The 25,960-nt window shown below is 72.1% G+C and carries 24 protein-coding genes and 4 tRNA genes; 11 read left to right on the top strand and 17 right to left on the bottom strand.

Going from position 1 to position 25,960, the window contains the following annotated elements; genetic code table 11:
* Positions 1-59 precede the first annotated feature (59 nt).
* The 4 genes from FA582_RS13120 to FA582_RS13105 form a co-directional block, all read right to left on the bottom strand.
* Positions 60-133 (bottom strand) — tRNA-Phe (locus FA582_RS13120).
* 59 nt (positions 134-192) lie between these two features.
* A tRNA-Asp gene (locus FA582_RS13115) sits at positions 193-266 on the bottom strand.
* Between the two features lie 44 nt (positions 267-310).
* Positions 311-383: transfer RNA gene (locus FA582_RS13110), tRNA-Glu, on the bottom strand.
* Positions 384-464: 81 nt separating this feature from the next.
* Positions 465-1,544, bottom strand: a complete 1,080-nt coding sequence (locus tag FA582_RS13105; RefSeq protein WP_010148990.1) for a PHP domain-containing protein — start codon at positions 1,542-1,544, stop codon at positions 465-467.
* Between the two features lie 100 nt (positions 1,545-1,644).
* On the opposite strand from FA582_RS13105, the gene FA582_RS13100 reads away from it, so the two are divergent.
* Both FA582_RS13100 and FA582_RS13095 read left to right on the top strand, forming a co-directional pair.
* Positions 1,645-2,076 (top strand): GNAT family N-acetyltransferase, encoded by a 432-nt coding sequence (locus FA582_RS13100; RefSeq protein ID WP_010148992.1) that lies wholly within the window; start codon positions 1,645-1,647, stop codon positions 2,074-2,076.
* 140 nt (positions 2,077-2,216) lie between these two features.
* Complete coding sequence (locus FA582_RS13095) at positions 2,217-3,089, top strand: glycerophosphodiester phosphodiesterase (protein ID WP_010148993.1); 873 nt, start codon at positions 2,217-2,219, stop codon at positions 3,087-3,089.
* 199 nt (positions 3,090-3,288) lie between these two features.
* Here FA582_RS13095 and FA582_RS13090 read toward each other — a convergent pair whose 3' ends face one another.
* A complete protein-coding gene (locus FA582_RS13090; RefSeq protein WP_010148994.1) occupies positions 3,289-4,653 on the bottom strand; it encodes an NAD(P)/FAD-dependent oxidoreductase in 1,365 nt (454 codons plus the stop codon).
* A 98-nt stretch (positions 4,654-4,751) separates the two neighbouring features.
* On the opposite strand from FA582_RS13090, the gene FA582_RS13085 reads away from it, so the two are divergent.
* Both FA582_RS13085 and pabB read left to right on the top strand, forming a co-directional pair.
* The gene (locus FA582_RS13085; RefSeq protein ID WP_010148995.1) at positions 4,752-5,837 is read left to right on the top strand and encodes a pirin family protein; all 1,086 of its coding nucleotides are present in this window, start codon (positions 4,752-4,754) and stop codon (positions 5,835-5,837) included.
* Between the two features lie 3 nt (positions 5,838-5,840).
* Positions 5,841-8,246, top strand: a complete 2,406-nt coding sequence (gene pabB / locus FA582_RS13080) for an aminodeoxychorismate synthase component I (protein WP_010148996.1) — start codon at positions 5,841-5,843, stop codon at positions 8,244-8,246.
* Here the strand turns inward: pabB and FA582_RS13075 are convergent.
* On the bottom strand, positions 8,243-8,623 hold the full coding sequence (locus FA582_RS13075; protein ID WP_010148997.1) for a hypothetical protein: 381 nt from the start codon (positions 8,621-8,623) through the stop codon (positions 8,243-8,245). The genes pabB and FA582_RS13075 overlap by 4 nt on opposite strands.
* Positions 8,624-8,655: 32 nt before the next feature.
* Here FA582_RS13075 and FA582_RS13070 point away from each other — a divergent pair, with 32 nt between their 5' ends.
* Positions 8,656-9,498, top strand: a complete 843-nt coding sequence (locus FA582_RS13070; RefSeq protein WP_010148998.1) for an aldo/keto reductase — start codon at positions 8,656-8,658, stop codon at positions 9,496-9,498.
* 110 nt (positions 9,499-9,608) lie between these two features.
* On the opposite strand, the gene FA582_RS13065 is transcribed toward FA582_RS13070, so the two are convergent.
* Positions 9,609-10,175, bottom strand: a complete 567-nt coding sequence (locus tag FA582_RS13065) for a YceI family protein (protein ID WP_010148999.1) — start codon at positions 10,173-10,175, stop codon at positions 9,609-9,611.
* Positions 10,176-10,256: 81 nt separating this feature from the next.
* On the opposite strand from FA582_RS13065, the gene FA582_RS13060 reads away from it, so the two are divergent.
* Together FA582_RS13060 and FA582_RS13055 are read left to right on the top strand one after the other, a co-directional pair.
* The gene (locus tag FA582_RS13060; protein WP_029541740.1) at positions 10,257-10,733 is read left to right on the top strand and encodes a MarR family winged helix-turn-helix transcriptional regulator; all 477 of its coding nucleotides are present in this window, start codon (positions 10,257-10,259) and stop codon (positions 10,731-10,733) included.
* 103 nt (positions 10,734-10,836) lie between these two features.
* Positions 10,837-10,909 (top strand) — tRNA-Lys (locus FA582_RS13055).
* A gap of 17 nt (positions 10,910-10,926) precedes the next feature.
* Here FA582_RS13055 and FA582_RS13050 read toward each other — a convergent pair.
* The 3 genes from FA582_RS13050 to FA582_RS13040 form a co-directional block, all read right to left on the bottom strand.
* Positions 10,927-11,448, bottom strand: a complete 522-nt coding sequence (locus tag FA582_RS13050; RefSeq protein ID WP_010149002.1) for a DUF6326 family protein — start codon at positions 11,446-11,448, stop codon at positions 10,927-10,929.
* 95 nt (positions 11,449-11,543) lie between these two features.
* Positions 11,544-12,581, bottom strand: coding sequence for an NAD(P)-dependent alcohol dehydrogenase (locus tag FA582_RS13045; RefSeq protein ID WP_010149003.1), 1,038 nt, complete (start codon positions 12,579-12,581; stop codon positions 11,544-11,546).
* A complete protein-coding gene (locus FA582_RS13040; protein WP_141567740.1) occupies positions 12,578-13,228 on the bottom strand; it encodes a hypothetical protein in 651 nt (216 codons plus the stop codon). The genes FA582_RS13045 and FA582_RS13040 overlap by 4 nt, the downstream gene beginning before the upstream one ends.
* Positions 13,229-13,542: 314 nt before the next feature.
* Between FA582_RS13040 and FA582_RS13035 the strand changes: the two genes are divergently transcribed.
* Entirely contained in the window at positions 13,543-14,217 is a 675-nt protein-coding gene (locus tag FA582_RS13035; RefSeq protein WP_029541746.1) for a TetR/AcrR family transcriptional regulator, read from the top strand.
* A 356-nt stretch (positions 14,218-14,573) separates the two neighbouring features.
* Here FA582_RS13035 and FA582_RS13030 read toward each other — a convergent pair whose 3' ends face one another.
* Together FA582_RS13030 and FA582_RS13025 are read right to left on the bottom strand one after the other, a co-directional pair.
* Complete coding sequence (locus FA582_RS13030; RefSeq protein ID WP_010149006.1) at positions 14,574-15,059, bottom strand: hypothetical protein; 486 nt, start codon at positions 15,057-15,059, stop codon at positions 14,574-14,576.
* Positions 15,060-15,254: 195 nt separating this feature from the next.
* Positions 15,255-16,478, bottom strand: coding sequence for an endonuclease/exonuclease/phosphatase family protein (locus FA582_RS13025; RefSeq protein ID WP_010149007.1), 1,224 nt, complete (start codon positions 16,476-16,478; stop codon positions 15,255-15,257).
* 77 nt (positions 16,479-16,555) lie between these two features.
* Here FA582_RS13025 and FA582_RS13020 point away from each other — a divergent pair, with 77 nt between their 5' ends.
* Positions 16,556-18,037, top strand: coding sequence for a purine-cytosine permease family protein (locus tag FA582_RS13020; protein ID WP_010149008.1), 1,482 nt, complete (start codon positions 16,556-16,558; stop codon positions 18,035-18,037).
* Positions 18,034-18,567 carry a cysteine hydrolase family protein gene (locus FA582_RS13015; protein WP_010149010.1) on the top strand — a complete coding sequence of 178 codons (534 nt, stop codon included), beginning with the start codon at positions 18,034-18,036 and terminating at the stop codon, positions 18,565-18,567. The genes FA582_RS13020 and FA582_RS13015 overlap by 4 nt, the downstream gene beginning before the upstream one ends.
* A gap of 271 nt (positions 18,568-18,838) precedes the next feature.
* Here the strand turns inward: FA582_RS13015 and FA582_RS13010 are convergent, their stop codons facing one another.
* A complete protein-coding gene (locus FA582_RS13010) occupies positions 18,839-19,282 on the bottom strand; it encodes a hypothetical protein (RefSeq protein WP_010149011.1) in 444 nt (147 codons plus the stop codon).
* A gap of 112 nt (positions 19,283-19,394) precedes the next feature.
* Between FA582_RS13010 and FA582_RS13005 the strand changes: the two genes are divergently transcribed.
* A complete protein-coding gene (locus FA582_RS13005; protein ID WP_010149012.1) occupies positions 19,395-22,022 on the top strand; it encodes a DEAD/DEAH box helicase in 2,628 nt (875 codons plus the stop codon).
* 121 nt (positions 22,023-22,143) lie between these two features.
* Here the strand turns inward: FA582_RS13005 and FA582_RS16430 are convergent, their stop codons facing one another.
* The 4 genes from FA582_RS16430 to FA582_RS12990 form a co-directional block, all read right to left on the bottom strand.
* Complete coding sequence (locus FA582_RS16430; RefSeq protein ID WP_010149013.1) at positions 22,144-22,581, bottom strand: SRPBCC family protein; 438 nt, start codon at positions 22,579-22,581, stop codon at positions 22,144-22,146.
* Positions 22,578-24,044, bottom strand: coding sequence for a hypothetical protein (locus FA582_RS16425; protein ID WP_010149014.1), 1,467 nt, complete (start codon positions 24,042-24,044; stop codon positions 22,578-22,580). Before FA582_RS16425 ends, FA582_RS16430 begins: the two co-directional genes overlap by 4 nt.
* A 52-nt stretch (positions 24,045-24,096) precedes the next feature.
* Positions 24,097-24,876 (bottom strand): methylenetetrahydrofolate reductase, encoded by a 780-nt coding sequence (locus tag FA582_RS12995; protein ID WP_010149015.1) that lies wholly within the window; start codon positions 24,874-24,876, stop codon positions 24,097-24,099.
* A gap of 114 nt (positions 24,877-24,990) precedes the next feature.
* Complete coding sequence (locus tag FA582_RS12990; protein ID WP_010149016.1) at positions 24,991-25,929, bottom strand: glycine betaine ABC transporter substrate-binding protein; 939 nt, start codon at positions 25,927-25,929, stop codon at positions 24,991-24,993.
* Positions 25,930-25,960: the final 31 nt, after the last annotated feature.

Below are 25,960 nucleotides of genomic sequence, written 5' to 3'. Positions count from 1 at the left end.
CGACCCCCGGAAACGCGAAAGCCGCGGGTGTCATCAGGGCAGACCCGCGGCTTGTCGCGTGGCCAGGGGCGGGGTCGAACCGCCGACCTTTCGATTTTCAGTCGAACGCTCGTACCAACTGAGCTACCTGGCCGTGAGTAGCGATCCGGCGTGGCCACCAGAGGAACTCCGGTGACCACGCCGCATCTGCTGCGACCCCGACGGGACTCGAACCCGCGACCTCCGCCGTGACAGGGCGGCGCGCTAACCAACTGCGCCACGGGGCCTCGATTTTCAGGTCGAGACCTGGTGCATCCCCAACAGGGATGTGCATCCCCAACGGGATTCGAACCCGTGTTACCGCCGTGAAAGGGCGGGGTCCTAGGCCACTAGACGATGGGGACCTATCCGTTGAGGACGACGATGAGCATACGTGATCGCGACCGGATGATCCAAAACGGTGCGCGTGGCCCCGTGGCCGCCCCTCAGGCCGCCGATCCGGGGTCACCGGCCCAGGCGAGCAGACGGTCCAGGGGCCAGGTGTTGACCACCCGGTCCGCGGGCACGCCGTAGCGCACGGCGCGCTCGCAGCCGTAGTCGAGGAAGTCGAGCTGGCCGGGGGCGTGCGCGTCGGTCGAGACGGCGAAGAGGCAGCCCGTCTCGATCGCGAGGGTGAGCAGGGCGCCCGGCGGGTCCTGCCGCTCCGGGCGCGAGTTGATCTCGACCGCCGTCCCCGTCGCGGCGCACGCCTCGAGGACGGCGGCGGCGTCGAACTCGCTCGGCGGGCGCATGCGGGAGCCGCTGCGCGAGCCCCGGTCGCCGCGCCGGGGCATGACCCGGCGGCCGGTGCAGTGGCCGAGCACGGAGGTGAGGGGGTTCTCGACCGCCGCGACCATCCGCCGGGTCATCGCCCCGCTGGCCATCGTGAGCTTGGAGTGGACGGACGCCACGCGCAGGTCGAGCTCACCGAGCAGGTCCTCGTCCTGGTCGAGCGCGCCGTCGTCGAGGATGTCGACCTCGATGGACTTGAGCAGGGTGAACCCGGGGGAGGTCTGCGCGTTGAGGGCCTCGACGATGCGCAGCTGGCGCCGCAACCGGTCGGCGGTGAGGCCGTGGGCGACCGTGAGCCGGGGGGAGTGGTCGGTGAGGGCGAGGTAGTCGTGGCCCAGCTCCATCGCGCTGGCCACCATCTCCTCGATCGGGCTGCCGCCGTCGGACCAGTCGGAGTGGCTGTGCAGGTCGCCGCGCAGCTGCGCGCGCAGGGCCTCGCCGCCCGCGGCCAGGGGCTGGTCGGCGCGTGACTCCAGGTCGGCGAGCTTGTCGGGCACCTCGCCCCGCACGACCGCCTCGATGACGGCCGAGGTCGAGGGCCCGATGCCGGGCAGGTCGCGCAGCGTGCCGGCGGCGACGCGACGGCGCACCTCCTCCTCGCCCAGCGGCAGGATGACGGTGGCGGCCTTGCGGTAGGCCTCGACCCGTCGGGTCTCCTCGCGCTCGCGCTCGAGCAGGAAGGCGATCCGGCGCAGCGCATCGACCGGCTCGAGCCCACCTGGTGCCTGGGTCATGGCGCCAGCCTACGCACCCGGGCCCCTCGCCCTGCCGGACCGATCTGGGTGGGCGACGGGCCGATGTCCACCTCGGCGCGCGTCGGCATACCCTGCCGTCATGCCCACGATCCGCGCCGCCCGGTTCGCCGACCTCGACGTCCGCACCCTGCACGACCTGCTGCGGTTGCGGGTCGACGTCTTCGTCGTCGAGCAGGAGTGCCCCTATCCCGAGATCGACGGTCGCGACACCGAGCCGGCCACCGAGCACCTGTGGGTCGACGCCGACGGCGTGGTCGCCGCGTGCGTGCGCACCCTGGTGGACGGCGACGGGACGCGGCGGCTCGGTCGGGTGGCGACCCACCGCGACCACCGAGGACAGGGGTATGCCGCCGCTCTCGTCGAGGAGGGCCTGCGCCGGCTCGGTGACGGTCCGGTCGAGATCGGCGCCCAGGCCCACCTGGAGGGGTGGTACTCGCGGCTCGGCTTCCGCCGCAGCGGGGAGGACTACCTCGAGGACGGCATACCCCACCTGCCGATGACGCGGGGCTAGACGAAACGCTGACCTGCCGGCTGCTGGGGGCTCGACCAGACGTCACGGGGGCGGTGCCTCGAGGTCACCGGGAGTCCACCCGCGCTGCCTAGCGTCGAGCGGGTCCGCACGACCCTCTGCCTGAAAGTTCGAGGACCCCCATGACCCGTTCTTCCCTGCGCCGCACCCTGCCCGCCGGCCTGGCCGTCTCGCTCCTCGCCGTCGGCGCGCTCGGAGCCAGCGGCGCCGCGGCTGTGCCCTCCCCGGACCACACGGTCGACGAGATCGCCCACCGCGGGTCCAGCTTCGAGCAGCCCGAGAACACCCTGGCCGCGGTGCGCGAGGGCATCCGCGACAAGGTCGACTTCGTCGAGATCGACGTCCAGCTCACCGCCGACGGCGAGATCGTGCTCATGCACGACACCTCGCTGCGGCGCACCACCGACGTCGAGCAGGTCTTCCCCGACCGCGCGCCCTGGAACGTCGCCGACTTCACCTACGCCGAGCTGCTCCAGTTGGACGCCGGCTCGTGGAAGGGCGAGGAGTTCGCCGGGGAGCAGATCCCGACGCTCGCCGAGGCGGTGCGCGAGCTGCGCTCCAGCCGGTCCGGGCTGCTCCTGGAGGTCAAGTCGCCGGCGCTCTACCCGGGGATCGGGCCGGACATCGCCGACGTGCTGGCCGACGAGCCCGGCTACCTCACCTCCGCGGTCGCGGGCGAGCGGCTGGTCGTGCAGTCCTTCGACTGGGACTTCATGGCGGAGTTCGACGCGCTGCTGCCGCAGGTGCCCGCAGGCCTGCTCGGGGCGCCGACCACCGCCCAGCTGCCGGAGCTCTCGACCTGGGCCGACCAGATCAACCCGCACCACAGCGCCGTGACCTCCGACTACGTGGCCGCGGTGCACGCGCAGGGCATGACGATGAACACCTGGACCGTCGACGACCCGGCGATCATGCGCCGCGTCATCGACCTCGGCGTCGACGGCGTCATCACCAACCAGCCGGACGTGCTGGCCGAGGTGCTCGGCGGCCGCTGAGCCGCACTGCACGGCGCTAGTGCGCGCGGGGAGGATCGGTGCAGCTGCACGGATCCTCCCTGCGGGCGCCGGGGTATGCGGTGAGGATGGGCGCCCGTGTACGGATCCTCCCCGCGGGCGCCGGGGTATGCGGTGAGGATGGGGGCGCGTGCACCGATCCTCCCCGCGGCTGAGGGATCGTGCGGGGAGGCCGGTCCGGTCAGCGCTTGGGCTGGCGGCGGAAGTCCTCGCCGAGGTACTCCAACGCGAGCCGGGCATACACCTGCTGCTCGGTGACCGTGCGCTCGGAGCGGTCGCGGCCGAGGAAGCTCACCGCCCAGTGCATGAGCGTCGCGAGCTGGCTCTTGAAGCCGATGATGTAGAAGAGGTGCACCGCGAGCCAGGCCACCCAGGCGGGGTAGCCGGTGAGCTCCAGCCGGCCGCGCTTCATCACCGCGCGGAAGCGGGAGATCGTGGCCATCGAGCCCTTGTCGAAGTAGCTGAACTCCTGGCCGGTCTCCTCGCCGCGCAGCCGGCGCAGGATCTGGTCGGCGGCGTGGCGCCCACCCTGGATGGCCCCCTGGGCCACGCCCGGGACGCCCTCGACGGCCGCGAGGTCACCGACGACGAAGACCTCAGGGTGGCCCGGCAGGGTGAGGTCGGGCAGCACCTTGACGCGCCCCGAGCGGTCCAGCTCGGCGCCGGCCTGCTCGGCGACCTTGCGGCCGAGCGGGTTGCCCTGGACCCCGGCCGCCCAGACCTTGGTCTGCGCCTCGATCCGCTCCTGGCTGCCGTCCGTCGTCGACTCCAGGACGACCCCGCCCTCGTCGACGTCGACCACCTTGCGACCGAGCTTCACCTCGATGCCTAGGTCGGCCAGGCTCTTCTCGGTCTTGGCCGCGAGCGTGTCGCCGAAGGGCGCCAGGACCTTGTCGACCGCGTCCACGAGCAGGATGCGCGCCTTCGTGGGGTCGATGTGGCGGAACTCCTTGCGCAGCGTGCGCTTGCTCAACTCGGCCAGCTGCCCGGCCATCTCGACGCCGGTGGGGCCGGCGCCGACGACGACGAAGGTCAGCAGCCGGCGCACGTCGTCCTCGCGCCCGGCCGCGGCCGCGAGCTCGGCCAGCTCGAACGCGCCGTAGATGCGACCGCGCAGCTCCAGGGCATCGTCGATCGACTTCATGCCGGGGGCGTACTCGGCGAAGTGCGGGCTGCCGAACCACGACTGGTTGGCTCCGGCCGCGAGGATGAGGCTGTCGTAGTCGTAGACCATGTCCTCACCGGCGGTCACCGCGGTGACCGTGCGCTCGGCGAGGTCGATGTTCTTGACGTCGCCGAGCATGACGGTGGCGTTGTCCTGGGTGGCCAGCACGTCGCGGGTCGGCGGGGCGATGACGCCCTCGGACAGGATGCCGGTCGCCACCTGGTAGAGCAGCGGCTGGAAGAGGTGGTGCCCGGTGCGCGCCACCATGAGCACCTTCACGGCGGGGTCGGACAACGCCTTGGTGGCGAAGAGGCCGCCGAAACCGGAACCGATGACGACGACGCGGTGCGGGGCGGTGGTAGCTGGCTGGGGAGCACTCATACATCTAGTGAACCGCACATCCGGCCCGCAGAATTCCGCTGCGGCACCTCGGTGGCCCTACGACGACGAGACGTTGGTCACGGTGGGAGACTGGGCGGATGAGTTCGCTGGAGACACGCCCGGACGAGGTCGCCTGCGGGCAGCCGCCGGCTCGCGACGGTCTGATCACCCTCATCACCCCGCGGGAGGTGCCGCTCGGCGGTCCACGCGCGATGCGCGTCCGTCGCACGCTCCCGGCGCGGGGGCGCACGATGATCGGGGCGTGGTGCTTCGTGGACCACTACGGGCCGGACGAGATCGCGACCTCCGGCGGCATGGTCGTCCCGCCGCACCCGCATACCGCGCTCCAGACCGTGTCGTGGCTGTTCAGTGGTCTCATCGAGCACCGGGACTCGACCGGAGTGCGCGCGCTCGTGCGCCCGGGCGAGCTCAACCTCATGACGGCCGGGTATGGCGTCTCCCACTCCGAGGTCTCGGTCACCTCGGCGGAGGCTGCGGAGGGCGGCGAGGTGCCGACCGTGCTGCACGGCGCCCAGCTGTGGGTCGCGCTGCCGACCGAGCACTCCGAGGTCGCACCGGCCTTCGAGCACTTCGCGCCCGAGCCCCTCGCGGTCGAGGGGGCGCGGGTCAGCGTCTTCCTCGGCGAGCTCGGGGTGGGCCACGACCACGGCCCTGGGGCGAGCGACCGACTGAGTTCCCCGGTCACGACCTACACCCCGTTGCTCGGGGCGGAGATCGTGCTGGAGCCCGGTGCCGGCCTGGAGCTGGGCGTGGACCCCGACTTCGAGCACGGCGTGCTGGTCGACCACGGCAGCATCACCGTCGGCGGCGGCGTCATCGGCGGCGGTGGGGACGGGGAGGCCGGTGGCGACGACGGCGTGGAGGTCGCCCGAGCCGAGCTTGCGCACCTGGCGTCCGGCCGCGACCGGCTCCGCCTCGTGGCGGGTCCTGACCCGGCCGGCACCCGGGTGCTGCTCATCGGGGGTCCGCCGTTCGGCGAGCAGATCGTCATGTGGTGGAACTTCATCGGCCGCTCCCACGACGACATCGTCGCGGCGCGCGAGGCGTGGCAGACCGAGCTCTCGCACGCGCCGCAGGGCCGGTTCGGGGCCGTCGACTACCCCGACGGTACGTCGCTGCCCGCGCCGGACCTCCCGCCGCTCCGGCTGCGTCCCCGGGGCTGATCGGTGCCCGGGGAGGTCCTGCTGATCGACCACGCCGACAGCTTCACCTACAACATCGCCGACCTGCTGCACCGCGTCCTCGGCCGTCCGCCGGTGCTGTGGGCGCACGACCACCCGGCCACTCCGGCCGAGCTGGGGGAGTTCGCGGCGATCGTCGTCGGCCCCGGGCCGGGGCGGCCGCAGGTGGCGCAGGATATGGGCCTGTCCGACCTGGCGTTGCGGCAGCGGGAGGTGCCGGTCCTGGGGGTATGCCTCGGCCACCAGGGGCTGGCGCACGTCGCGGGCGAGCAGGTCCGGGAGATGTCGCTCACCCGGCACGGGATCGTCAGCGACGTGGAGCACGACGGCACCGGCCTCTTCCAGGGGGTGCTGTCGCCGCTGCGGGTGGTCCGCTACCACTCGCTCGAGGTCGCCGTGCCGCTGGTCTCCGGGCTGAGGGTGACGGCCCGCGCGCTCGACGACGGCTGCGTCATGGCCCTCGCCGACCCCGAGCGACCCTTCTGGGGCGTGCAGTTCCACCCCGAGTCGGTCCTGTCCGAGCACGGGGAGCTCATCGTCGCGAACTTCCTGCGCCTGGCCGGAGTCGATCCCACTCCCGCAACGGAGGCGAACCGCGCGTCGGTGGCGGTCGGCGATGCGCTCGGTCCGCACGCCCACCGCTCGGGCGGGCGGCCTGTGTCGGTGCAGAGGTGCCGCCTCGACGCCATGGACTGCTGGGACTCCTCGGGCGTCGGCCCGGACGTCGGTCCGGACGTGGCCCGGGTCGGCTCCGGCGTCGGCTGGGTCGGCTCCGGCGTCGGCTGGGTCGGCTCCGACGACCTGCCCGAGCGGCGCACCGCCGCGATCCCTGGCCCGCTCGACACCGTGGCGCTGGCCCCGGTGCTGCAGGAGCTGCTGCTGGGTGATGCCCCGACATCGGTCTGGCTCGACGCCTCGGACGGCACCGGGTGGTCGCTGCTCGTGGACTCGCGGGGGCCGCTGTCCTTCGAGCTCAAGCACCGGGTGGGTGAGGGCGCGACGCTGATGGATCGCCTCGACGATCTGCTCGGCGACTGGCACCTCGTCGACGCCCCGGTGGGGCCGGGCTCGCCGGTCGTGTCGCAGTCCCCGGTGCCGTCGACCTCCGCGACGGTGACCGGGTCCGCCGTCGGGGAGCAGGCGCCGCCCGTGTGGCGCCCGGGCTTCGTCGGCTACCTCGGCTACGAGCTCAAGGCCGAGACCGGCGGGTCGGCGGCGCACCGCTCGCCCTGGCCGGACGCCTGGCTGACCTTCGCCGACCGGGGCGTCGTGCTCGACCATGAGACCGGCGCGCTCTGGGCGGTGTGGCTCGAGGACGATCAGGTCCGCGACACCCAGCGCGACTGGGTGCTCGGCGTGGGCGCGGCGCTGGCGGAGGCGCTCCACCGGCTGGCGGTCGGGAGCACGGCTCCGTTCAGCCAGGACGATGCCCTCGACCCGCCCTCGCGCGGACGCGCGGACGCCGAACCACCCCCGGTACCCCCGGCGCCCCTGGCGCCCCTGGCACACCCGGTGCTGACGCCCCGGGACGAGGAGGAGGCATACCTGCGCCTCGTGCAGCGCGCCCAGGCGCAGATCGCGCGGGGTGAGTCCTACGAGATCTGTCTCACCACGACCTACCGGGCCGAGGCGCCCGACCTGCGGGAGCGGGAGACCTACCTCGCGCTGCGCGAGGTGTCGCCGGTGCCGCGCGGTGCCTGGCTGCGGACGCCGGAGGTGAGCGTGCTGAGCGGCTCGCCCGAGCGGTTCGTGTCGGTCGACGGGGCGACCGGGGCCGTCGAGGCGCGGCCGATCAAGGGGACCCGCCCGCGCGGCGCCACCCCTGAGGCCGACGCGGCGCTCGCCGCCGATCTCGCGACCGCCGTCAAGGACCGCGCCGAGAACCTCATGATCGTGGACCTGCTGCGCAACGACCTCCACCGCGTGTGCCGCTCGGGCAGCGTGCGCGTGCCCGAGCTCTTCGCGGTCGAGACCTACGCCACCGTGCACCAACTCGTCTCCACCGTCCGCGGCGCCCTGGCGCCCGGGATGGGCCCGACCGACGTGCTGCGGGCCTGCTTCCCCGGGGGCTCGATGACGGGCGCACCCAAGGTCCGGACCATGGAGATCCTCGACGAGCTGGAGGCGGCGCCGCGCGGGGTCTACTCCGGGGCCATCGGCTGGCTCGGGCTGGACGGCTCGATGGACACCTCCATCGTCATCCGGACGCTGACCCGGACCCCGGAGGGCGAGCTGGCCTTCGGCGTCGGCGGGGCGATCACGGCGTTGTCCGACCCGGCCGAGGAGTATGCCGAGACCCGCGCCAAGGCGCAGGCGATGCTGCGGGCGGTGGACCGTGCGGTGGACCGGACTGCCGCCCGGGCGGCGGGGGCGCGCGCGCCGGGCGTCTAGTCCGGCTGGTCGGGGCCGATGAGCCAGATCTGCACGGGCGTGCGCCCGGGCACGCCGCCGAGGGTGAGGAGCAGCCGGTCGTCGCGGTGCTCCCAGCGGGAGAGGGTGATGGCGTACTTGTCGTGGAGCGCCCGCACGATGCGGCCGAGGTCGCCCGGTGCGGCACCCCCGACGAGGAAGGTCGTGGAGTCGGCGAGCCGGAGGCGTCCTACGCCCTGGGTCGGCCCGGGGGTGACGCCCCGCACCGGCACCCGGCGCGCGACGAGGCCCGGCAGCTGCACCTGCAGGTGCCGGGTGAGCTGCAGGTGGGCGGCCGCCTCGTCCTGACGGTCCCAGCGCTCGTGCTCGGGGTCGTCGGGCAGGTCATCCCACGACATACCTCCAGTGTGCCCGACGTATCGTGGAATGCATGACGAGTCAGCCAACCATCACCCTCAACAACGACATCACCATCCCGCAGCTCGGCTTCGGCACCTTCCAGGTCGACGAGGCGGAGACCCAGCGGGTCGTCGAGGCTGCGCTCGAGGCGGGCTACCGGCACATCGACACGGCGGCGGGCTACTACAACGAGGCCGGCGTCGGCGCGGCGCTGCGCGCGAGCGGGCTGCCGCGCGAGGAGGTCTTCCTCACCACCAAGCTGCGCAACGGCGACCAGGGCCGCGAGCGCGCCCGCGCGGCCGCCGAGGCCTCCCGCGAGGCGCTGGGCGTGGACGCCGTCGACCTCTACCTCATCCACTGGCCGGTCCCGGGCAAGGGCCTCGCGCCGCAGACCTGGGAGGTCTTCCAGGAGCTGTATGCCGAGGGCGCCGTGCGCGCGATCGGCGTCTCCAACTTCCTCCCCGACCACCTCGCCGAGCTGCTGCGCGACGCCTCGGTGACGCCGGCGGTCAACCAGATCGAGGTCCACCCGTCCTTCCAGCAGCCCGACACCCAGCGTGCCTCGCGTGAGGCCGGGCTGGCGGTCGAGGCGTATGCCCCGATCGGCCAGGGCGCGGACCTCGAGCTCGCGCCGGTCACCGAGGCGGCGCAGGCGCACGGCGTGAGCCCCGCCCAGGTCGTCATCCGCTGGCACCTGCAGGAGGGGCGCATCGTCATCCCGAAGTCCGCGACCCCCGAGCGCATCGTCTCCAACGCCGACGTCTTCGGCTTCGAGCTGGACGAGGCGCAGATGGCCGCGATCAACGGTCTGGACACCGCCGAGCGGATGTTCCCGGACCCGCAGACCGCGGAGTTCACGCAGTTCCGCAGCTGAGCCGCGGCATACCCCGAGCATGACAACGGCCCCGCCGGGTCACAGGTCCGGCGGGGCCGTCGCTCACCCCGGGCCGGTTGCAGGCACGGCCCGGGGGAGAGCGGGGGAGATCAGGCCGACTTGATGGCCGAGATCTCGAACTCAAGAGTAGCCTTCTCGGCGACCAGCACACCACCGGTCTCGAGCGCGGCGTTCCAGGTGAGACCGAAGTCCTTGCGGTTGACGACCGTGGAGCCCTCGAACCCGACACGCTGGTTGCCGAACGGATCGGTCGCGGCGCCGGCGTACTCGAAGTCGATCGTGACCGGGCGGGTGACATCCTTGATCGTGAGGTCGCCGGTGACGCGCAGCGTGTCGCTGTCCACGGCGGTGACCTCGGTCGAGGCGAAGGTGATCGTCGGGTAGGTCTCGACGTCGAAGAAGTCGGCCGACTTCAGGTGGCCGTCGCGGTCGGCGGAGCGGGTGTCGATCGAGGCGACCTGCATGGTGACCTCGATGCGGGCGCCCTGCAGGTCGGGGCCGGTGGTGGCGCTGCCCTCGACCTCGTTGAAGGCGCCGCGGACCTTGGTGACCATCGCGTGGCGGGCGGAGAAGCCGATGCGGGTGTGCGAGGGGTCGATGGCGTAGGTGCCGTCGAGCTCGCGGAGGGGGGTGGCGGTGGTGGTGACGTCGGTCATGGTGATGTCCTCTCGGTGGTTGAACTGTCAACCAAGACTCTAGATCTTGGTGACGTGTCACGCAAGTGCTAACCTGGGACCATGTCCACGCATTCCCCGACCCCGTGGCTCGATGAGGCCGAGATGGACCTGTGGCGCGCCTGGCTCCGGGTGCAGACCGAGCTACCAGCGGCGATGGGCCGTGCCCTGCACGAGGACAGCGACCTGTCGTTGCAGGACTTCGAGACCCTGGTGCGGCTGTCGGAGTCGGGGGAGGGGCGGTTGCGGGTCTCCGTGCTGGCGGAGCAGATGCACTGGGAGCGCTCGCGTCTGTCGCACCACCTGCGGCGGATGGGCGCGCGGGGTCTGGTCGAGAAGGTCGAGTGCGCCGAGGACGGGCGTGGGTCGTTCGTCGTGCTGACGCCGGCCGGTCGTGAGGCGTTGGACGGGGCCGCCCCGGACCACGTGCGCACCGTGCGTCAGGTCTTTCTCGACGGGATGAGCGAGCAAGAGCGCGAGGCGCTCATGCAGGTGCTGACCCGGGTGCTGGAGCGGACCGCGGGGCACCGGGCGGGCTGAGCTGGTGGCCGGTCACGCGCGCCTCGGGGGAGGCGGGCGGACGACCGGTGGGTGGGTACGCTGGTGCGTCGCGCCCGTGCCTGGCTTGTCGGGCTCGGCGCGCGGGCCTCTAGCTCAATTGGCAGAGCTGCGGACTTTTAATCCGTAGGTTGTGGGTTCGAGCCCCACGGGGCCCACCGCGCGTGCCCGCGGGTCAGACCACGTGGGGCACGCCCTCGTCGCCGCTCGAGCGGGCCCGTGCGCCGTCGGCGTCGGCGCCCGTCGCCGCCGCCCGTGCGGTGCTCCGGGGCCAGGTCCAGGCCCAGCGCAGGATGAGGGCGAGGACGAGCATCTCCAGCGTGACGCCGAGGAGGTAGAAGAACATCCAGGGCTCGCCCACCTGGCCCACCGCGTTGAATCCGGCGAAGGGGATCTGGACCGAGGCTGCGACGAGGTTCGTGATGCGGTTGGCCCGAGCAGGCAGCGACATGGACAGCATGACCATGAGGATCGGGATCGCCAGCAGGGTCAGCGCTGTGCTCGCCCACGTCGAGGTGACCTCGAACTCCCAGACGACGCCGGCCAGGATGTCTTCGACGACCCCGGGCTTGTAGAAGGCGAGAAGGTCGACGTAGACGTAGAGGAACATGAGGCTGGTCCAGGCTGCTGCGAGCTTGGCCTGCACGGGGACGGGTGGGGTGTCGAGCGGGGCGGGGGTGGGTCGCCGGAGGGTCATGGGTCCTTCTCTCGAGTCGCGGGTGGGTCCGGCCCTGGGTCACGAGGGCGTCGGGTCCGGGGCGTGCGGGTGTCGTCGGTGTGCTGGCAGGCCCGTCAGAGGGTGATCACGACCTTGCCCCGGGTATGCCCGGCGCCGACGTGGCGCAGGGCCTCGGCCGCGTCGTCGAGGGGGTAGGTGCGGTCGATGACGGGTCGGATCTGCCCGGTCGCGAGCAGGCCGGCCAGGGTGAGCAGATCCTTGCGCTTCCCGAGCGAGAGGAAGGGCTTGAGCTGTTGTCGGCTGACGACGGACAGCATGCGTGCGGTGAGGATGCGACCGATGGGCCCGAGCCAGCGGCCGCCGTGGCCGCTGTTGGGGATGAGGGTGCCGGTGGGGGTCAGGATGCGGCGGACGGTCGCCAGCGGCTGGGCCTCCACGTTGTCGAGGATGACGTCGTAGCGCTCCTCGCCGAGGGTGACGTCGGTGCTCGCGTAGTCCACGACATGCTCGGCACCGAGGGAGCGGACCAGGTCGACGTTGCGGGCGCTGCATACTCCCGTCACCTGGGCGTCGAGAGCGGTGGCGATCTGCACGGCGAACGACCCCACGCCGCCCGAGGCGCCGATGACCAGCACCCGCTGGCCGGGTCGGACGTGGGCGACGTCCCGCACGGCCTGCAGCGCCGTCATGCCTGACGTGGGCACGGCCGCCGCCTCGGCGACGGACAGGTCGGGCGGCCGGGGCACGAGATGACCGGCCGGGACACAGGCATACTCCGCGAGCGCCCCTCTGGTGCTCCAGCCGAACACCTGCTCGCCGGGGGTCACGCTCGTGACGCCCTCACTCACGGCCACCACCTCGCCGGCCAGGTCCATGCCGGGGATGCCCTGACGCGGCCGCCGGAGTCCGAAGGCGAGGCGCGCGACATACGGCTCACCGGTCATGACGAAGTAGCCGCCAGGGTGGACCGAGGCCGCGCCCACCCGGACCAGGGCCTCGCCTCGGCGGGGCACGGGTCGCGCGACCGTGGACGGCTCGAGGACCGAGGGCGGGCCGTACCGGCGCTGTACGACGGCCCGCATCATCGTCGTGCCGGTGGTTCTCGCCTCAGGTGTCGGGTGGTTCGCAGCTGGCTCGAGCTCGGTGCTCATGAGTCCTCCTCGGGGGTCGATGCGTGGTGGTCGGGTCGGTGGGAGGGGCGGGTGCGCACCAGGCGTATGCCGGTCGCGAGCAGCCAGACGAGCCAGGCGAGAAGGCCGGGCAGGCCGACGAAGAGCAGCGGGGAGCCGTCCGCGATGGCGAGGCTGGCGCCCCCGGTGAGGAGCAGCAGGGCTCCGCCGGTCAGACCGAGCAGACGCTGCCATCCGGGGGTGAGGTGGCTCGCGTGCGTGGCGAGCGCTGCGCCGATGGCCGTCGTGCCGAGCGCGGGCAGGGCCAGTGCGAAGGCTGCGGCGTGCAACTGCCAGGCGAGCTGGAACACCGGGCTCGGTGCGGTGAGGTCGCTGGCGGACAGCACCACCCCGATCCACAGGACGGAGTAGAGCGCGAGGGCTGCTGAGGCAGCGGCGCCCGCGGCCACGGCGAGGCGCGACCAGTCCGCGCCGCGACCCCCGCGCCGCCCGACCAGCCCGTGGAGGCCTGCGAGGAACCTAAGGAGCAGCGGGAGGTTGAGCGCCTCGTGCCCCACGGCGACCGCGACGGCGAGGCGGTGATGGGTGTGGAAGGAGAGCACCTCCTCGATCGGGTCGCCGTAGCCAGGAGCCCCGACCCAGGCGAAGAACGCGTTCTGGAATGCCATCGAGAGGGCGAGCGCGATCGCCGTCGCGCCCACGACCCTTCTCGCGGCGGCCTCGGCCGTCGTGCACGTCTCGGGTGCCCCTGCTGCCGTGGGAGTCTCGGGCGTTCGGGTCGCCGGCTCGTGGGGCAGGGGTCGCCGCGGGCGGGGGTGGGTGGCTGTCTGATGTCGTCGCTCCACGGGAGCCTCCTACGGGTCGAGCGCCGATGCGCTCAGCCCCTGGCTGTTCGTCGTACACCGTACGTGTACGTCACATGACGCACTCTGCCCGTACGCTGTACGGTTGTCAAGAGAGGTTCGAGCTGGCGAGGAGTGGCATGCCGAGGACGAAGCAGGGCCGGGCGCCCGCAGACGAGGGGCTGAGCAAGCAGCGGGTAGTCGTCGAGGCGATCCGGCTCGCCGATCGCGAGGGCGTCGACGGGTTGAGTATGCGCAGGCTGGCCGGCGTGCTCGGGTCTGGTGCGATGTCGCTGTACCACTACGTGGCCAACAAGGAGGAGCTGCTCGACGCCATGATCGACAGCGTCTTCGAGGAGATCGACCTGCCGGATGCTGAGGCGGGCTGGCGGTCGGCGATGCGGGGCCGGGCGGTCTCTGCTCGCGAGGTTCTCGCTCGCCATCCGTGGGCGATCGGCTTGATGGAGTCACGGACCTCACCAGGCCCCGCCAACCTCCGTCATCACGAGGCGGTCGTCGCGTGCCTGCGGCGGGCCGGCTTCTCGGTCGTGATGGCGACGCACTCCAACTGGCTGCTCGACAGCTACGTCTACGGTTTCGCCCTCCAGGCGGCGAGTCTGCCGTTCGACACCGCCGAAGAGTTCGCGGACGCGGGTGAGGACGTCTTCCTGCCGCAGCTGCCTCAGGAGGAGTTTCCCTACCTCCACGAGTCTGCCGTGACACTCGTCGCTGCCGGCTACGACCCAGCGCAGGAGTTCCACTTCGGCCTGGATCTCATCCTCGAGGGTCTCGAACCCTTGAGGCGGCTCGCGTAGGGGCGGAGCGGGCGGTCGCCTGGTGGGAGCGGCGGGACCTGCGGGGAGTGGCGCACGCGCGGCTGTCCCGGGCTTGGGGCGCCCTGGCGTGAGGGTCTAGAAGGGCGGGGGTTCGTCGTGGGTGTCGGTCCAGGGCTGGGGCGGGTCGGTGTCGGGCGGGTCGGTGTCGGGCGGGTTGCTGCCGGGCGGGTCGGTGTCGAGCATGATCGAACTAGTGTTCGATCATCAAGGGGCCACAGAGACTTTCTCGAGAGAATTTTCTGGAGGCCGGCCGAGCGAGCCACCCGCGGGAAGCTCAGAGGTCGACCCCTCACTCAAGGATGGAGAGCGCCAGGCGTCGGCAGGACGATCGGGACCTACTTGCCGTGCCACCACTTCCGCTTCGCCTCACCAGGAGCAAGGGTGTGGATCCGGACGCTCGAGAAAGCTCCCGTGTGCACGATGCGGACGCGCGGCATACCAGGAGCCGAGACCCCGGCGTAGTCACCCTTCACCTCGCTGAAGATCGCCGACCCCTCGGCCAGGTCGACCCCCACGCCGCGAGGGACGATGATCTCCGCGCTGGAGAAGACGTCGGTGAGCCGAATCTCGACCACCTCCGTGCTGAAGTCCGCCTCGCGCAGGTCGAGGGTGGTCTCGGAGAAGCCGCCGGCGATGGTCAGCACCGCGGGGACCGGCCAGCGCCCGGAGCGGGTCGTGGTGCTGAAGAAGGTCATGACGCGACCCTCCCCGGTGTCCGTGCCTCGAGCCGGCGGGGTGTCCGCACGTCCCGACTCCCGCCGGTCGGCCGGGGGAGTCCAGGACGGGGTGTCCTGGGCTGCCGGGCCGCTGATGAGCGTCATCGGACGGTCCCTGTCGTCAAGGCCCGAGCCGCCCTCGCCCTCCAGGCTCGTCGACGGTCGGGGGAGCGGAGGGGCGTCGACGCGTTCTGCTGGCCGCTGCTGGGCACCCGGCGATGAGCCGGGGCCAGATGCCTCCCCCTGATCTCGGTGCTGCTCCTCAGGTATGCCCATCGCCCCACCGTAACGGGGCGCGCCTCAGCCTCGGTGCGGCAACCGGACGTCGGTCCACACGAGACGGTGGTCGCTCGTCGGGAACGGGAAGGTGCCCACCAGGTCGAAGTGCGGATCGTCGCTGGTCGGCCAGAAGACCCCGGCGTCGCGCACCGGCAGGGACCGGCTCGGCAGGACGTAGTCGACCCGCAGGTTGCCGGGCTCGGGGTTGTCGTTGAAGTCGGCGGTGTCGTGCGCGGGGTCGCCCACGTGCTCCTCGTTGGCGCCGCCCTGCACCTCGGAGGCCTCGACGGCGCCCTCGCTGTCGGGCACCGTCTGGGTCGACACCCGCCGGTGGTCCAGCAGCTGGTTGATCGCGGCGTCACGGGAGTCGCCGTCGTAGGGGTCGGCGTTGTAGTCGCCGGCGATGACGAAGCGCTCGCCCGGCCGCAGCCCTCCAGTGCGGCCCTGGTCGTCGTAGATGTAGCGGGAGTGCTGCGGCCCGGCGACGTAGTCGGCCCAGAACCGGATCTCGTCGTGGTTGCGCCGGCCGTTGCGGTCCTCCTCGCCGTCGAAGGTCGGGGGAGTGGGGTGCGCCGCGAGCAGGTGGACGGTCTTGCCGCCCACGAGGATCGGCACGTCCCAGTGCGACTTGCTCGAGAGTCGCAGCGCCTCGCGCTCCTCGGAGTCGTAGTAGTCGCCGGGGATGAGGTTGCCCGGCATGTCGGTCCAGCGGAAGCGCTGGAAGGTCCGCACCGCCTCGGTGTCGATCGGGAAGCGGGAGTAGACGACCATGCCGTACTGGCCGGGGAACAGGCCGAACCCGTAGGCGTCGTCCGGGCCGCCCACCTCCCCGTCATTGTTGAGGTCGAGGCCGCTGGGGACACCGGTGTTGGACGGCGCGATGTAGGCGTAGGGGTAGTCGACCGGGTCCGCGCCGCCCTGCCCGACCTCGAGGTAGTTGTCGCGGAACAGGTCGACGTTGTCGCGGGCGTAGTCGAACTCGTTGATGAGCACGACGTCGGGGGCCGAGCGCTGGATCGTCTCCGCGACATTGCGCGCCTGCTGGTTCGACCCCGAGCTGAGATCCTCGGTGAGCTGACCCTCCGCGCCCCGGTTGAGGGAGGCGTTGAAGGTGGCGAAACGCACGTCCAGGTCCACGCCCCGCTCCGTCACGGGCGAGGGTGCCGCAAGGGCGGGCGTGGTCAGCCCGGCGCCGACCAGGGCGGTCGCCGCCAGGAGGGAGAGGTGTGCCGGGCGTGTCGTCATACCTCCACGGTAGGTGCTGCCGCTGACACACCGCCAGTCGTGGGCCGTGGGAGGTGAGCCTGTGGGACAGTATGCGGATGAGCCAGACCTCCCCGGCAGCGGCGCCGCGGCTGAGCGAGACGGAGCGCCGTCTCATCGAGACCAACGGCATCGAGATCATCGACGAGGCCGAGCGGACGGCGAGACCGCGCGACCTCTTCTGGCCGTGGTTCGCCGCCAACGTCTCCGTCTTCGGCATCAGCTACGCGAGCTACGTCTTCGGCTTCGGGATCAACCTCGCCCAGGCCCTCCTCGTGACGGTGCTCGGCGTCGTCGCGTCCTTCCTCGCCTGCGGGATCATCGCGATCGCGGGCAAGCGCGGATCCGCCCCGACGATGGTGCTCTCCCGCGCCGCCTTCGGCGTCAACGGCCAGAAGGTCCCCGGCGTCTTCTCCTGGCTCATCTCCATGGGCTGGGAGACCTTCCTCGCCATCATGGCCGTGCTCGCGACCGCGACCGTCTTCACTCAGCTCGGGTGGGGCGGCGGCACGACGACGTCGGTCCTGGCCTGCGCGGTCATCGCCGCGCTCATCGTCGGTGCCTCGGTCGCCGGCTACCACACGATCATGCGGCTGCAGTCGATCCTCACCTGGCTCACCGGCGCGGCCACCATCGCCTACATCCTCATGACGCTGGACCGCATCGACCTTGCGGCGGTGACCTCCCGCGAGGCCGGGCCGACCGAGGCGGTCATCGGCGCCCTCGTCATGCTCATGACCGGCTTCGGCCTCGGGTGGATCAACATCGCCGCCGACTGGTCGCGCTACCAGTCCCGCGACGCCAGCGGTGGCGCCATCGTCCTCTGGAACACGCTGGGTGGTGCCCTCGCGCCCACCCTGCTCGTCATCTACGGCCTGCTCCTCATCGGCTCCCAGCCCGAGCTGGAGGAGGGGATCGTCAACGACCCGATCGGCACCCTCGCCACGATCCTGCCGATCTGGTTCCTCGTCCCCTTCCTGCTCGCCGCCGTGCTGGCCCTGGTGAGCGGGGCCGTGCTCGGCATCTACTCCTCCGGGCTCACCCTGCTCTCGCTGGGCATCGACATCCCCCGGCCGGCCGCGGCGCTCATCGACGGCACGATCCTCACCCTCGGCACCATCTACGTCGTCTTCTTCGCGCAGAGCTTCCTCGCGCCCTTCCAGAGCTTCCTCATCACCCTCGGCGTGCCGATCGCCGCCTGGGCCGGGATCCTCATGGCCGACGTCGCCCTGCGCCGCAAGGACTACGACGAGCGCGCGCTCTTCGACCCCCGCGGTCGCTACGGCGACTGGAACTGGACCGCCATCGGCATCATGGTCACCGCCTCTCTCATCGGCTGGGGGCTGGTCATCAACCTCTTCGCCGACGCGGCCGCGTGGAACAACTGGCAGGGATACCTCCTCGGACCGCTCGGCCTGGGCGGCAAGGAGGGCACCTGGGCGTGGGCCAACCTCGGGGTCCTGGTCGCCCTCGCCATCGGCTTCGTCGGTTGGATGGTCCTGGGGCGCGCGATCGTCCGGCGCCAGGAGCAGGGAGTATGACGTCGCAGCCCTGGTTGGTCGTCATCGACGCGCAGCGGATCTTCGCCGATCCGGGCTCGGAGTGGTGCGCACCCCGGTTCGCCGAGACGCTCGACCCGATCCGGGAGCTCGTCGCCGAGCACGGTGAGGGCGAGCGTGTCGTCCAGACCCGGTGGGTGCCCCCGCACGTCAAGCACGGGTCCTGGATCCCCTACTTCGAGCGCTTCCCCTTCGCCGACCGGGAGCAGCACGACCCGCTCTTCGACCTCGTCGAGGAGGTCGCCGAGCTGCGGCTGCCGTATACGGTCAGCGAGCCGAGCTTCGGCAAGTGGGGGGAGCGGCTGCGTGAGGTCGTCGGGGCGGACGCCCACCTCGTGCTGGCCGGGGTCGCCACCGACTGCTGCGTGCTCTCCACCGCGCTCGCCGCGTCCGACGCGGGGTGCACCGTGGAGATCGCCGCGGCGGCCTGCGCGGGCTCCGACGACGAGGCGCACGAACGGGCGCTCGCCACGATGGAGCTCTACGCCCCGCAGATCACCATCCGCCGCTGAGGCCTGCCGCCGGCCTACGGGCAACCCGCTTACGACGCCGCCGCCCAGGCTGCCGGGGCGTGCCTGCGCCCCACCCCCACGCGACCGGACCTCCCGCCCCGGGGACGAACCTGAGCAAGCCCGGTCCGCTGGATGCACCATGGCCATGGTGTAGCCAGGAGGCCCAGCTTGCTCAGGTTCGTCAGGCGCAACGCAGGCTTGCTCAGGTTCGGCAGGCGCAACGCGGGCTTTGCTCAGGGTGTCGGACGCCGGGCGCCGTGCGCGGCTCGCGTCAGTGCCGGGTCTCCAGGACGGCCAGGCAGGCCAGCCCGTAGGCCTCCTCGGCGTCCCGGTGGGTGTAGGTGCGTGGCGAGCCCTCGACCAAGGCGACGACGGCATACTCGGTGTCGTCGTCGGTGGGTGCGGCGCCCTCCTCGGTGCGGGCGGCGCGCAGCCCCAGGCCGACGAAGTCGTGGCCGAGCACCGCGCGCAGCTGGTCCTCGCGCGGCAACCAGGTGGTCTCGTCGAGATCCACGGAGTCCAGCGCCCACTCGGCGACGCCGTTGAAGCCGATGACCGAGCCGCCGACGAATTCGTGCACCTCGACCGTCATGTCGGCGAGGTAGAAGACGTCGGCGTCCAGGGCCTCCCGGTCGACGACGAAGCGATCTCCCGCCAGGGGTGACCAGATGAGTCCGGCCCGGTGAAGGCGGCGGGCGAGATCGACGCTGAGCATGGGCCCATCGTGCCTGATGGACGCCGCCCGCGCGGGGTCAGGCGGAGGATGAGGGGTGGTGGCCTCCCGGCGTCCTTCGCGCTACCGCCCGCATCACCCACAATGGGCGGTGATGCCCACCGACCAGACCCTGACCGATCGCCTCCCCACCCGCCCGGGCGCCGAGGGCGCCATGCCCGACGCGGACACCCTCTTCGACACCTTCACCTCCTGGGCCGCCGACCGCGGCACCACGCTCTACCCGCACCAGGAGGAGGCGCTGCTGCACCTGCTCGAGGGCAGCAACGTCGTGCTCGCCACGCCGACCGGCAGCGGCAAGTCGCTGGTCGCGACCGCCGCGTGCTTCCTCGCGCTCGCTCGCGACGAGGTCGCCTTCCTCACCGCGCCGATCAAGGCGCTGGTGAGCGAGAAGTTCTTCGACGCCTGCCGGGTCTTCGGCGCCGAGAACGTCGGGATGCTCACCGGTGACGCGGCCGTCAACGCCGACGCCCCGATCGTGGTCTGCACCGCCGAGGTACTGGCCAACATCGCGCTGCGCGAGGGCGAGGGCGCCGACATCGGCACCGTCGTCATGGATGAGTTCCACTACTACGGCGACGGCCAGCGCGGCTGGGCCTGGCAGGTCCCGCTGCTCACCCTGCCGCAGGCGCAGTTCGTCCTCATGTCCGCCACCCTCGGTGACACCACCCGCTTCAGCGAGGACCTCACGCGGCGCACCGGGCGGCCCACCGCGCTCGTCGCCGGGGCGGAGCGGCCGGTGCCCCTGCACTTCGCCGAGTCGCTCGCGATGACGCCGCTGCCGGACACCATCACCGAGCTGCTCGAGGAGCGCCAGGCGCCGGTCTACGTCGTCCACTTCACCCAGCGGGAGGCGCTGGAGCGCGCCCAGTCGCTGCTCTCGGTGCCCAAGCTCGTCGATGCGGCCGAGAAGGAGGCGATCCGCACCCGGATCGGCGCCTTCCGCTTCACCGCCGGCTTCGGTCGCACCCTGTCCCAGCTCGTGCGGCACGGCATCGGGGTCCACCACGCGGGGATGCTGCCGCGCTACCGCCGCCTCGTCGAGCAGCTCGCGCAGGACGGCCTGCTCAGGGTCATCTGCGGCACCGACACGCTCGGGGTCGGGATCAACGTGCCGATCCGCACGGTGCTCTTCACCGGGCTGGCGAAGTTCGACGGGTCGAGGCAGCGGGTCCTGCGGGCGCGGGAGTTCCACCAGATCGCCGGACGCGCGGGCCGGGCCGGCTTCGACACCTCCGGGTATGTCGTGGTGCAGGCTCCCGAGCACACGATCGAGAACGCCCGTGCCCTGGCCAAGGCGGGAGATGACCCCAAGAAGCAGAAGCGGGTGCAGAAGAAGAAGCCGCCCGAGGGTTCGGTCTCCTGGAGCGAGCAGACCTACACCCGGCTGGTGGGGGCCGAGCCGGAGTCGCTGCAGTCGAAGATGAAGGTCGACCACGCGGTCATCCTCAACACCGTCGCCCGGCGCGGTGACCCGGTCCGCCATCTGTCGACGCTGCTGCGGGACAACCACGAGACGCCCGCCGCGCAGAACCGCCTGGCCCGACAGGCCGTGAGCCTGGGACGGTCGTTGCTCGACACCGAGGTCCTCGTGCGCCTCGACCCCCCCGGCGACGGTGGCCGCAGCGTCGACCTCGGGCCCGGGGTCGCCGAGAACTTCGCGCTCAACCAGCCGCTGGCCCCCTTCGCGCTCGCCGCGCTGGACCTCTTCGACCCCGAGGCGCCGACCTACCCGCTCGACATCGTCTCCGTCGTCGAGGCCGTGCTGGACGACCCCATGCCGATCCTCATGGCGCAGCGCTACCGTGCCCGCGGCGAGGCGGTCGCCCGGATGAAGGCCGATGGGCTCGAGTACGACGAGCGCATGGCCGAGCTGGAGGACGTCAGCTGGCCGCAGCCGCTGGCCGAGCTGCTCCAGGCGACGCTGGCGACCTACCGGCAGTCCCACCCGTGGGTGCGCGAGGACGCGCTCTCGCCCAAGGCGATCGTGCGCGACATGTGGGAGCGGGCGATGAGCTTCACCGAGTTCGTCGGGTACTACCAGCTCGCCCGGTCGGAGGGCGTCGTCCTGCGCTACCTCACCGACGCCTACCGCACCCTGCGTCAGACGGTGCCGGAGTCGGCCTACACCGAGGCGCTGCACGACCTCGTGCACTGGCTCGGCGAGACCATCCGGCAGACCGACTCCTCGCTGCTGGAGGAGTGGGAGGCTCTCACCGACCCCGCACGCGTCGAGGAGGCCGCCCGCCAGGCTGCCGCGGGCGCGCCGCCGCCCCCCGCCCGGCCGATCACCGGCAACGAGCGAGCCTTCGGGGTCATGGTGCGCAACGCGATGTGGCGACGCGTCGAGCTGGTCGCGGACGACGCCTGGGAGGCGCTGGGCGACCTCGAGGCGCAGGTGGCGGCGCTGCCGGAGCCGGCCCTCGAGCCGCTCATGACGCGGGAGGACTGGGACGCCGCGGTCGGCGCGTTCTACGACGAGCACGACCAGGTCGTCCTCGACGCCGACGCCCGCGGGCCCCAGCACCTGCGGACGGAGGTTGTGCCCGCCGCGCAGGCCCGGATGGGTGACGGTGGGGCGCAGCGGGTCCGGCGGGTCACCCAGACGGTCACCGACCCCGACGGCGACCTCGACTGGGTCATCGAGGCCGAGTGCGACCTCGACGCCAGCGATGAGGTCGGCGAGCCGGTGCTGCTGGCGACCGCCTTCCGGCGCCTCTGAGGGCGGGCCTTCCCCGTCGGCTGCTGCTGGCCACGGCCGTCCGGCGCCTATGAGCGAGGGCTGTCCGTCGGCTCGCCGGCGCTGCGACCGAGCGCGGGCCGGGGCCCCAGCGAGGGGGTCCCTAGCGCCCGACCGTGGCCGCGAGGGCGTTGAGCGCCCCGATCCAGCCGTCCCGCATGTCGGTGTCGGCGTCGGGCTGGGCGATCTCGTGGGTGAGGACCACGAGCGTCCCGTGCGAGTGCTCCCGGAGCTCGATCGTCACGAGGTCGTCCTCGGCCTGCCCCTCACCGGTCTCCCAGCGCCACGCGAGCTGCACCAGCGAGGGTCGCTCCAGCCGGGTGAACCGGCCACGCGCCCCGAGCGAGGCGACCTCCGAGCTCACGACGAACTCCCCGCCCTCCACCGCCTCGACGGTGCGCTGGGTGTCCGGCAGCCCCGGCCACCACCAGGTCGCGAGCCGCTCCTCCTCGGTCCAGGCGGCATACACCTCCTCGGCGTCGGCGTCGACGTCCTGCGCGACGACGATGCGGGGTCCGGGATAGCTGCTGGGCTGCGTCATGGGTCTCCTCCTGCTGCGGGTATGCCGTCGGCCTTCTCCCCCTGCGTCTCCAGCCCGAGGACCGACCGCAGGACGGGCACGCACTCCACCGTATCCGGCCGGGTCCGGGCGGGACGCTGCAGCGGCGCCCAGTAGCGCAGGTGGTCGTGCAGCGGCAGCAGCCGGTGCCACCAGGGCCGGTGCTGGCCGGAGTGGTGGACGGCCACGTCGCGGATGCCGGTGCCGAAGACGCCGCGCAGCGGCCCGCCCACCGGGTCGCCGAAGACGAGCAGCCGGGCCGGGAAGTAGAGGTTGGTCCACCGGGTCGGGCCGAAGGGCGCGCCGTGGTTGCCGACGAGCACCCCGCGCTCCAGGTCGCCCTTGCGCAGGACCGTGGGGTAGAAGGCGGCCGAGCGCTCGTCGGCGTCGGCCGAGGGGGCGAGCGAGGGCATCGGTGGGCACATGGGCAGCTCGAGGTCGTCCTGGCGCCGCTGCAGCGAGGAGGCGCGGGTGTCGAGCAGCAGCCGACCGTGCGCGAGGGGCGAGCCGAGCGTGATGAAGTCGGTGACCAGCCATGGGACCCCGCGCTCGCGGCACTCCCGCCAGAGCCGACGCTGGACGTGCTGGAAGACCTCGACCTCGCCCGGCTCCAGGCCGAGGGGGTCGCTGTAGTCGTGGACCAGGCGCTCGGCCTCCGGCTGGGCCCCAGCCATCTCGAAGGTGGGGTGGCGCGCCTCGTCCCAGAAGAGGCGCAGGATGTCGTAGCCGATGACCGAGCCCAGCGAGTGGCCCACCACGGCGACCTCGGAGTAGATGCCCGACGCGTGCAGCCGCCGCATGAGCTCCAGCCCTTCGGTGCGGATCTCGGTGCGCGGCGCGATCCCGGCGGGGTCGGGCGTGAGGTAGCGCTCGGCGTCGGCGAGACGTCGGGTGAGCAGCGGCCGCACGGCCGCCTGCGCGAGCGCCAGGCCTGCGGCGACCCAGAAGGGCGGCTCGGTCAGCCAGGCCCGCACCCCCTCGCGGGAGACCATGACCACGGCGATGACGACCGCCGCCACGACGGTGAGCGTCAGCAGCAGGGTGAGCACGTTGAGGGCCGGGGCGGCCGGCCCGCCGGACCAGCCGGACCGGCGGCGCAGGAGCCGCCCGAGCCACGCCACGACCTGGGGCCCGCTCGCCGTCGGGGCGTGGTGGGCCCAGTAGAGCTCGTAGAGGTCGGTCGGCACCCGGTGCGTCGAGCGGCCGTAGAGCGACATCCGCCGTAGTTCGAGGTTGTCGCTCACCCGGTCGGGCTTGCTCCAGGCCTCCCGACCCAGGCCGAGCCCGTCGAGGAAGCCCCGCAGCGTGCCGGTCGGCTCCTGCTCGCCGATCCCGTGGATGAGGACGACGGCCCGGCGCACCCGACCGTCACCCTCTCCGGCGACCGGCCGAGGCGCATCGGAGCCCCGGACCTCACCGGCTCTGGCACCCCACCTCGTCGTCATCCCGCCATCCTGGCAGCGGGGACCGACAGACCCACCGGGCCCGAGGAGCCCGTCAGCTCCCGTCGAGGACCCCGCCCAGGTAGTCCAGCAGGGGAGCGCGCACCGGCATGAGGTAGGCGTGGTGGCCGCGCTCGCGGGCGAAGTCGACGACGCGTCGGGCGAAGTCGCGCTGCCACGTCATCGAGGTGTCGAAACCGCCGGGGAAGACGACCCGGTTGCGCCTGCGCCAGTAGCCCATGGCCCCGTCCGTCGTCACCGACGTGGCGCCCCACCACACGGGGATGTCGCGGGGCAGGACCGAGGCCCACGCCGCCATGAGGTGGGTGTCGAAGAAGGGCTGGGTGAAGATCCCGCTCGCACCCGCGGCCAGCTTGCGGTCGAGGTAGCGCATCTCCGTGGTCATCGACTGCCGGTAGGGATCCAGCCCGGCGTAGATCCGCACCTCCGGCAGCTCGGCCCTGATCCGCCGGATGACATCGACCGCGTCGACGGGGTAGGTCGCCGAGTGGAAGTAGTCGGCGTCGTCCCCGGAGACGACGAGCAGCTCGCCCGTCCGCCGGGCCTCCGCCGCCATCGGCAGCGGTGCGTCGGGGTCGACGTCGGCGGCACGGATGTGCGGGATGGTCCGGTATGCCGTGCCGTCGCCGCGGGCGGTCGACTCCCGCGCGACCTGGGTCGCCGCCCAGCTGCGCAGCTCGAACTTCACGAGGTCAGGGATGTTGATCGTGTCCACGCCGGTGAGGTGCTCGCTCACCTGCTGCATCTCGGCGCGGACCGACTCCTCGCTGCGGGGGACGAGCTCGACGGAGATGCGGGTGCGGGGGGTGGACATGGTGCTCAAGTTTTCCAGCCGGGACCGCGGGTCGGGAAATCGCCGTGGACGCCGACGGCCCTGCGGTGCGCGCACCGCAGGGCCGTCGAATCGTGCACCGATCGGGCGTCGGCGTCAGCCCTCGTCGACGATCAGCGTGTCGAAGGCCTCGGGGTTGGCCTCGATCCACGCGTCGATGGCCTCGCTCTCCTGGCCCTCCTCGTACTGGTTGACGACCGTGTCCTCCAGCGCGCCGTACTGCTCGTCGTCCAGCTGGATCCCCTCGATGAGCTCGGCGGCCTCGGGGAACTCCTCGGCGAAGCCCTCGGTGCCGAGGAAGTGCAGGGCCTCGGCCTCGCCGAGCGCGCCCTCCGGGTCCTCGAGGGTCTTGACGTCGAAGGCGCTGTTGGCCCAGAAGGGCTTCCACAGCGTGACGACGATGTCCTCCTCGTTCTCGATGGCACCCTCCAGCTCGGTGAGCATCGCTGCGGTGGAGGAGGTGACGAGCTCGTAGTCGCCGTCGAGCTCATACGTCGGCATCACCGAGTCCTGCGTGGCCTCGGTGAGACCGGCACCGGGCTCGATCCCGATGATCTGGCCGCCGAACATGTCGGCGTTGCCGGTGAGGTCGGCGATCGAGGAGATGTCGGTGTAGGACGGCACCGCGAAGGTGAGCTTCGCGTTGTCGTAGTAGGCACCGAGGTCCTCGATCCGATCGCCGTACTCCTCCATGTAGGAGGCGTGCGTCACCTCGGGCCAGGCGGAGGGGTACATATCGATGTCGCCCTCGGCCAGGCCGGTGTAGAGCAGCGCCGCCTCGGTGAGCTCCTCCATCTCGACCTCGTAGCCGAGCTTGGTGAGCTGGTCCTCCAGCAGGTATGCCGTGGACCGGCCGTCGGTCCAGGACGGGATGAAGCCCAGGGTGATGGTGCCCTCGGCGCCACCGCCCTCGGAGCCACCGTCACCCGCGGGCTCGCCGTCGGTCTCGGAGCCGCCTCCGCAGGCGGCGAGGGTGAGGCTGGTGGCCAGGGCGGCCGCGGCCACGGTCATCGTGCGGTTGCGTCGGAGTGTCATCTCGTGTCGTTTCCCTTCGTGTCGTGCGACC

It is taken from the genome of Serinicoccus profundi, from assembly GCF_008001015.1.
Classification (GTDB): Bacteria; Actinomycetota; Actinomycetes; order Actinomycetales; family Dermatophilaceae; genus Ornithinicoccus; species Ornithinicoccus profundi.
Note: the sequence above shows the minus strand (reverse complement) of the source record. Positions and strands in the feature narration are given on the sequence as shown.

Excerpts from the sequence above, each read along its gene's own strand:
- FA582_RS13010 (WP_010149011.1), bottom strand. The coding sequence starts at position 19,282 with ATGCTCAGCGTCGATCTCGCCCGCCGCCTTCACCGGGCCGGACTCATC.
- FA582_RS13030 (WP_010149006.1), bottom strand. The coding sequence starts at position 15,059 with ATGACGCTCATCAGCGGCCCGGCAGCCCAGGACACCCCGTCCTGGACT.
- FA582_RS13105 (WP_010148990.1), bottom strand. The coding sequence starts at position 1,544 with ATGACCCAGGCACCAGGTGGGCTCGAGCCGGTCGATGCGCTGCGCCGG.
- FA582_RS13100 (WP_010148992.1), top strand. The coding sequence starts at position 1,645 with ATGCCCACGATCCGCGCCGCCCGGTTCGCCGACCTCGACGTCCGCACC.
- FA582_RS13050 (WP_010149002.1), bottom strand. The coding sequence starts at position 11,448 with ATGACCCTCCGGCGACCCACCCCCGCCCCGCTCGACACCCCACCCGTC.
- FA582_RS16425 (WP_010149014.1), bottom strand. The coding sequence starts at position 24,044 with ATGACGACGAGGTGGGGTGCCAGAGCCGGTGAGGTCCGGGGCTCCGAT.
- FA582_RS13005 (WP_010149012.1), top strand. The coding sequence starts at position 19,395 with ATGCCCACCGACCAGACCCTGACCGATCGCCTCCCCACCCGCCCGGGC.
- FA582_RS13045 (WP_010149003.1), bottom strand. The coding sequence starts at position 12,581 with ATGAGCACCGAGCTCGAGCCAGCTGCGAACCACCCGACACCTGAGGCG.
- FA582_RS13075 (WP_010148997.1), bottom strand. The coding sequence starts at position 8,623 with ATGTCGTGGGATGACCTGCCCGACGACCCCGAGCACGAGCGCTGGGAC.
- FA582_RS13025 (WP_010149007.1), bottom strand. The coding sequence starts at position 16,478 with ATGACGACACGCCCGGCACACCTCTCCCTCCTGGCGGCGACCGCCCTG.
- FA582_RS12990 (WP_010149016.1), bottom strand. The coding sequence starts at position 25,929 with ATGACACTCCGACGCAACCGCACGATGACCGTGGCCGCGGCCGCCCTG.
- FA582_RS13095 (WP_010148993.1), top strand. The coding sequence starts at position 2,217 with ATGACCCGTTCTTCCCTGCGCCGCACCCTGCCCGCCGGCCTGGCCGTC.
- FA582_RS13015 (WP_010149010.1), top strand. The coding sequence starts at position 18,034 with ATGACGTCGCAGCCCTGGTTGGTCGTCATCGACGCGCAGCGGATCTTC.
- FA582_RS16430 (WP_010149013.1), bottom strand. The coding sequence starts at position 22,581 with ATGACGCAGCCCAGCAGCTATCCCGGACCCCGCATCGTCGTCGCGCAG.
- FA582_RS13035 (WP_029541746.1), top strand. The coding sequence starts at position 13,543 with ATGCCGAGGACGAAGCAGGGCCGGGCGCCCGCAGACGAGGGGCTGAGC.
- FA582_RS13070 (WP_010148998.1), top strand. The coding sequence starts at position 8,656 with ATGACGAGTCAGCCAACCATCACCCTCAACAACGACATCACCATCCCG.
- FA582_RS12995 (WP_010149015.1), bottom strand. The coding sequence starts at position 24,876 with ATGTCCACCCCCCGCACCCGCATCTCCGTCGAGCTCGTCCCCCGCAGC.
- FA582_RS13060 (WP_029541740.1), top strand. The coding sequence starts at position 10,257 with ATGTCCACGCATTCCCCGACCCCGTGGCTCGATGAGGCCGAGATGGAC.
- FA582_RS13065 (WP_010148999.1), bottom strand. The coding sequence starts at position 10,175 with ATGACCGACGTCACCACCACCGCCACCCCCCTCCGCGAGCTCGACGGC.
- FA582_RS13020 (WP_010149008.1), top strand. The coding sequence starts at position 16,556 with ATGAGCCAGACCTCCCCGGCAGCGGCGCCGCGGCTGAGCGAGACGGAG.
- FA582_RS13040 (WP_141567740.1), bottom strand. The coding sequence starts at position 13,228 with ATGGCATTCCAGAACGCGTTCTTCGCCTGGGTCGGGGCTCCTGGCTAC.
- FA582_RS13090 (WP_010148994.1), bottom strand. The coding sequence starts at position 4,653 with ATGAGTGCTCCCCAGCCAGCTACCACCGCCCCGCACCGCGTCGTCGTC.
- FA582_RS13085 (WP_010148995.1), top strand. The coding sequence starts at position 4,752 with ATGAGTTCGCTGGAGACACGCCCGGACGAGGTCGCCTGCGGGCAGCCG.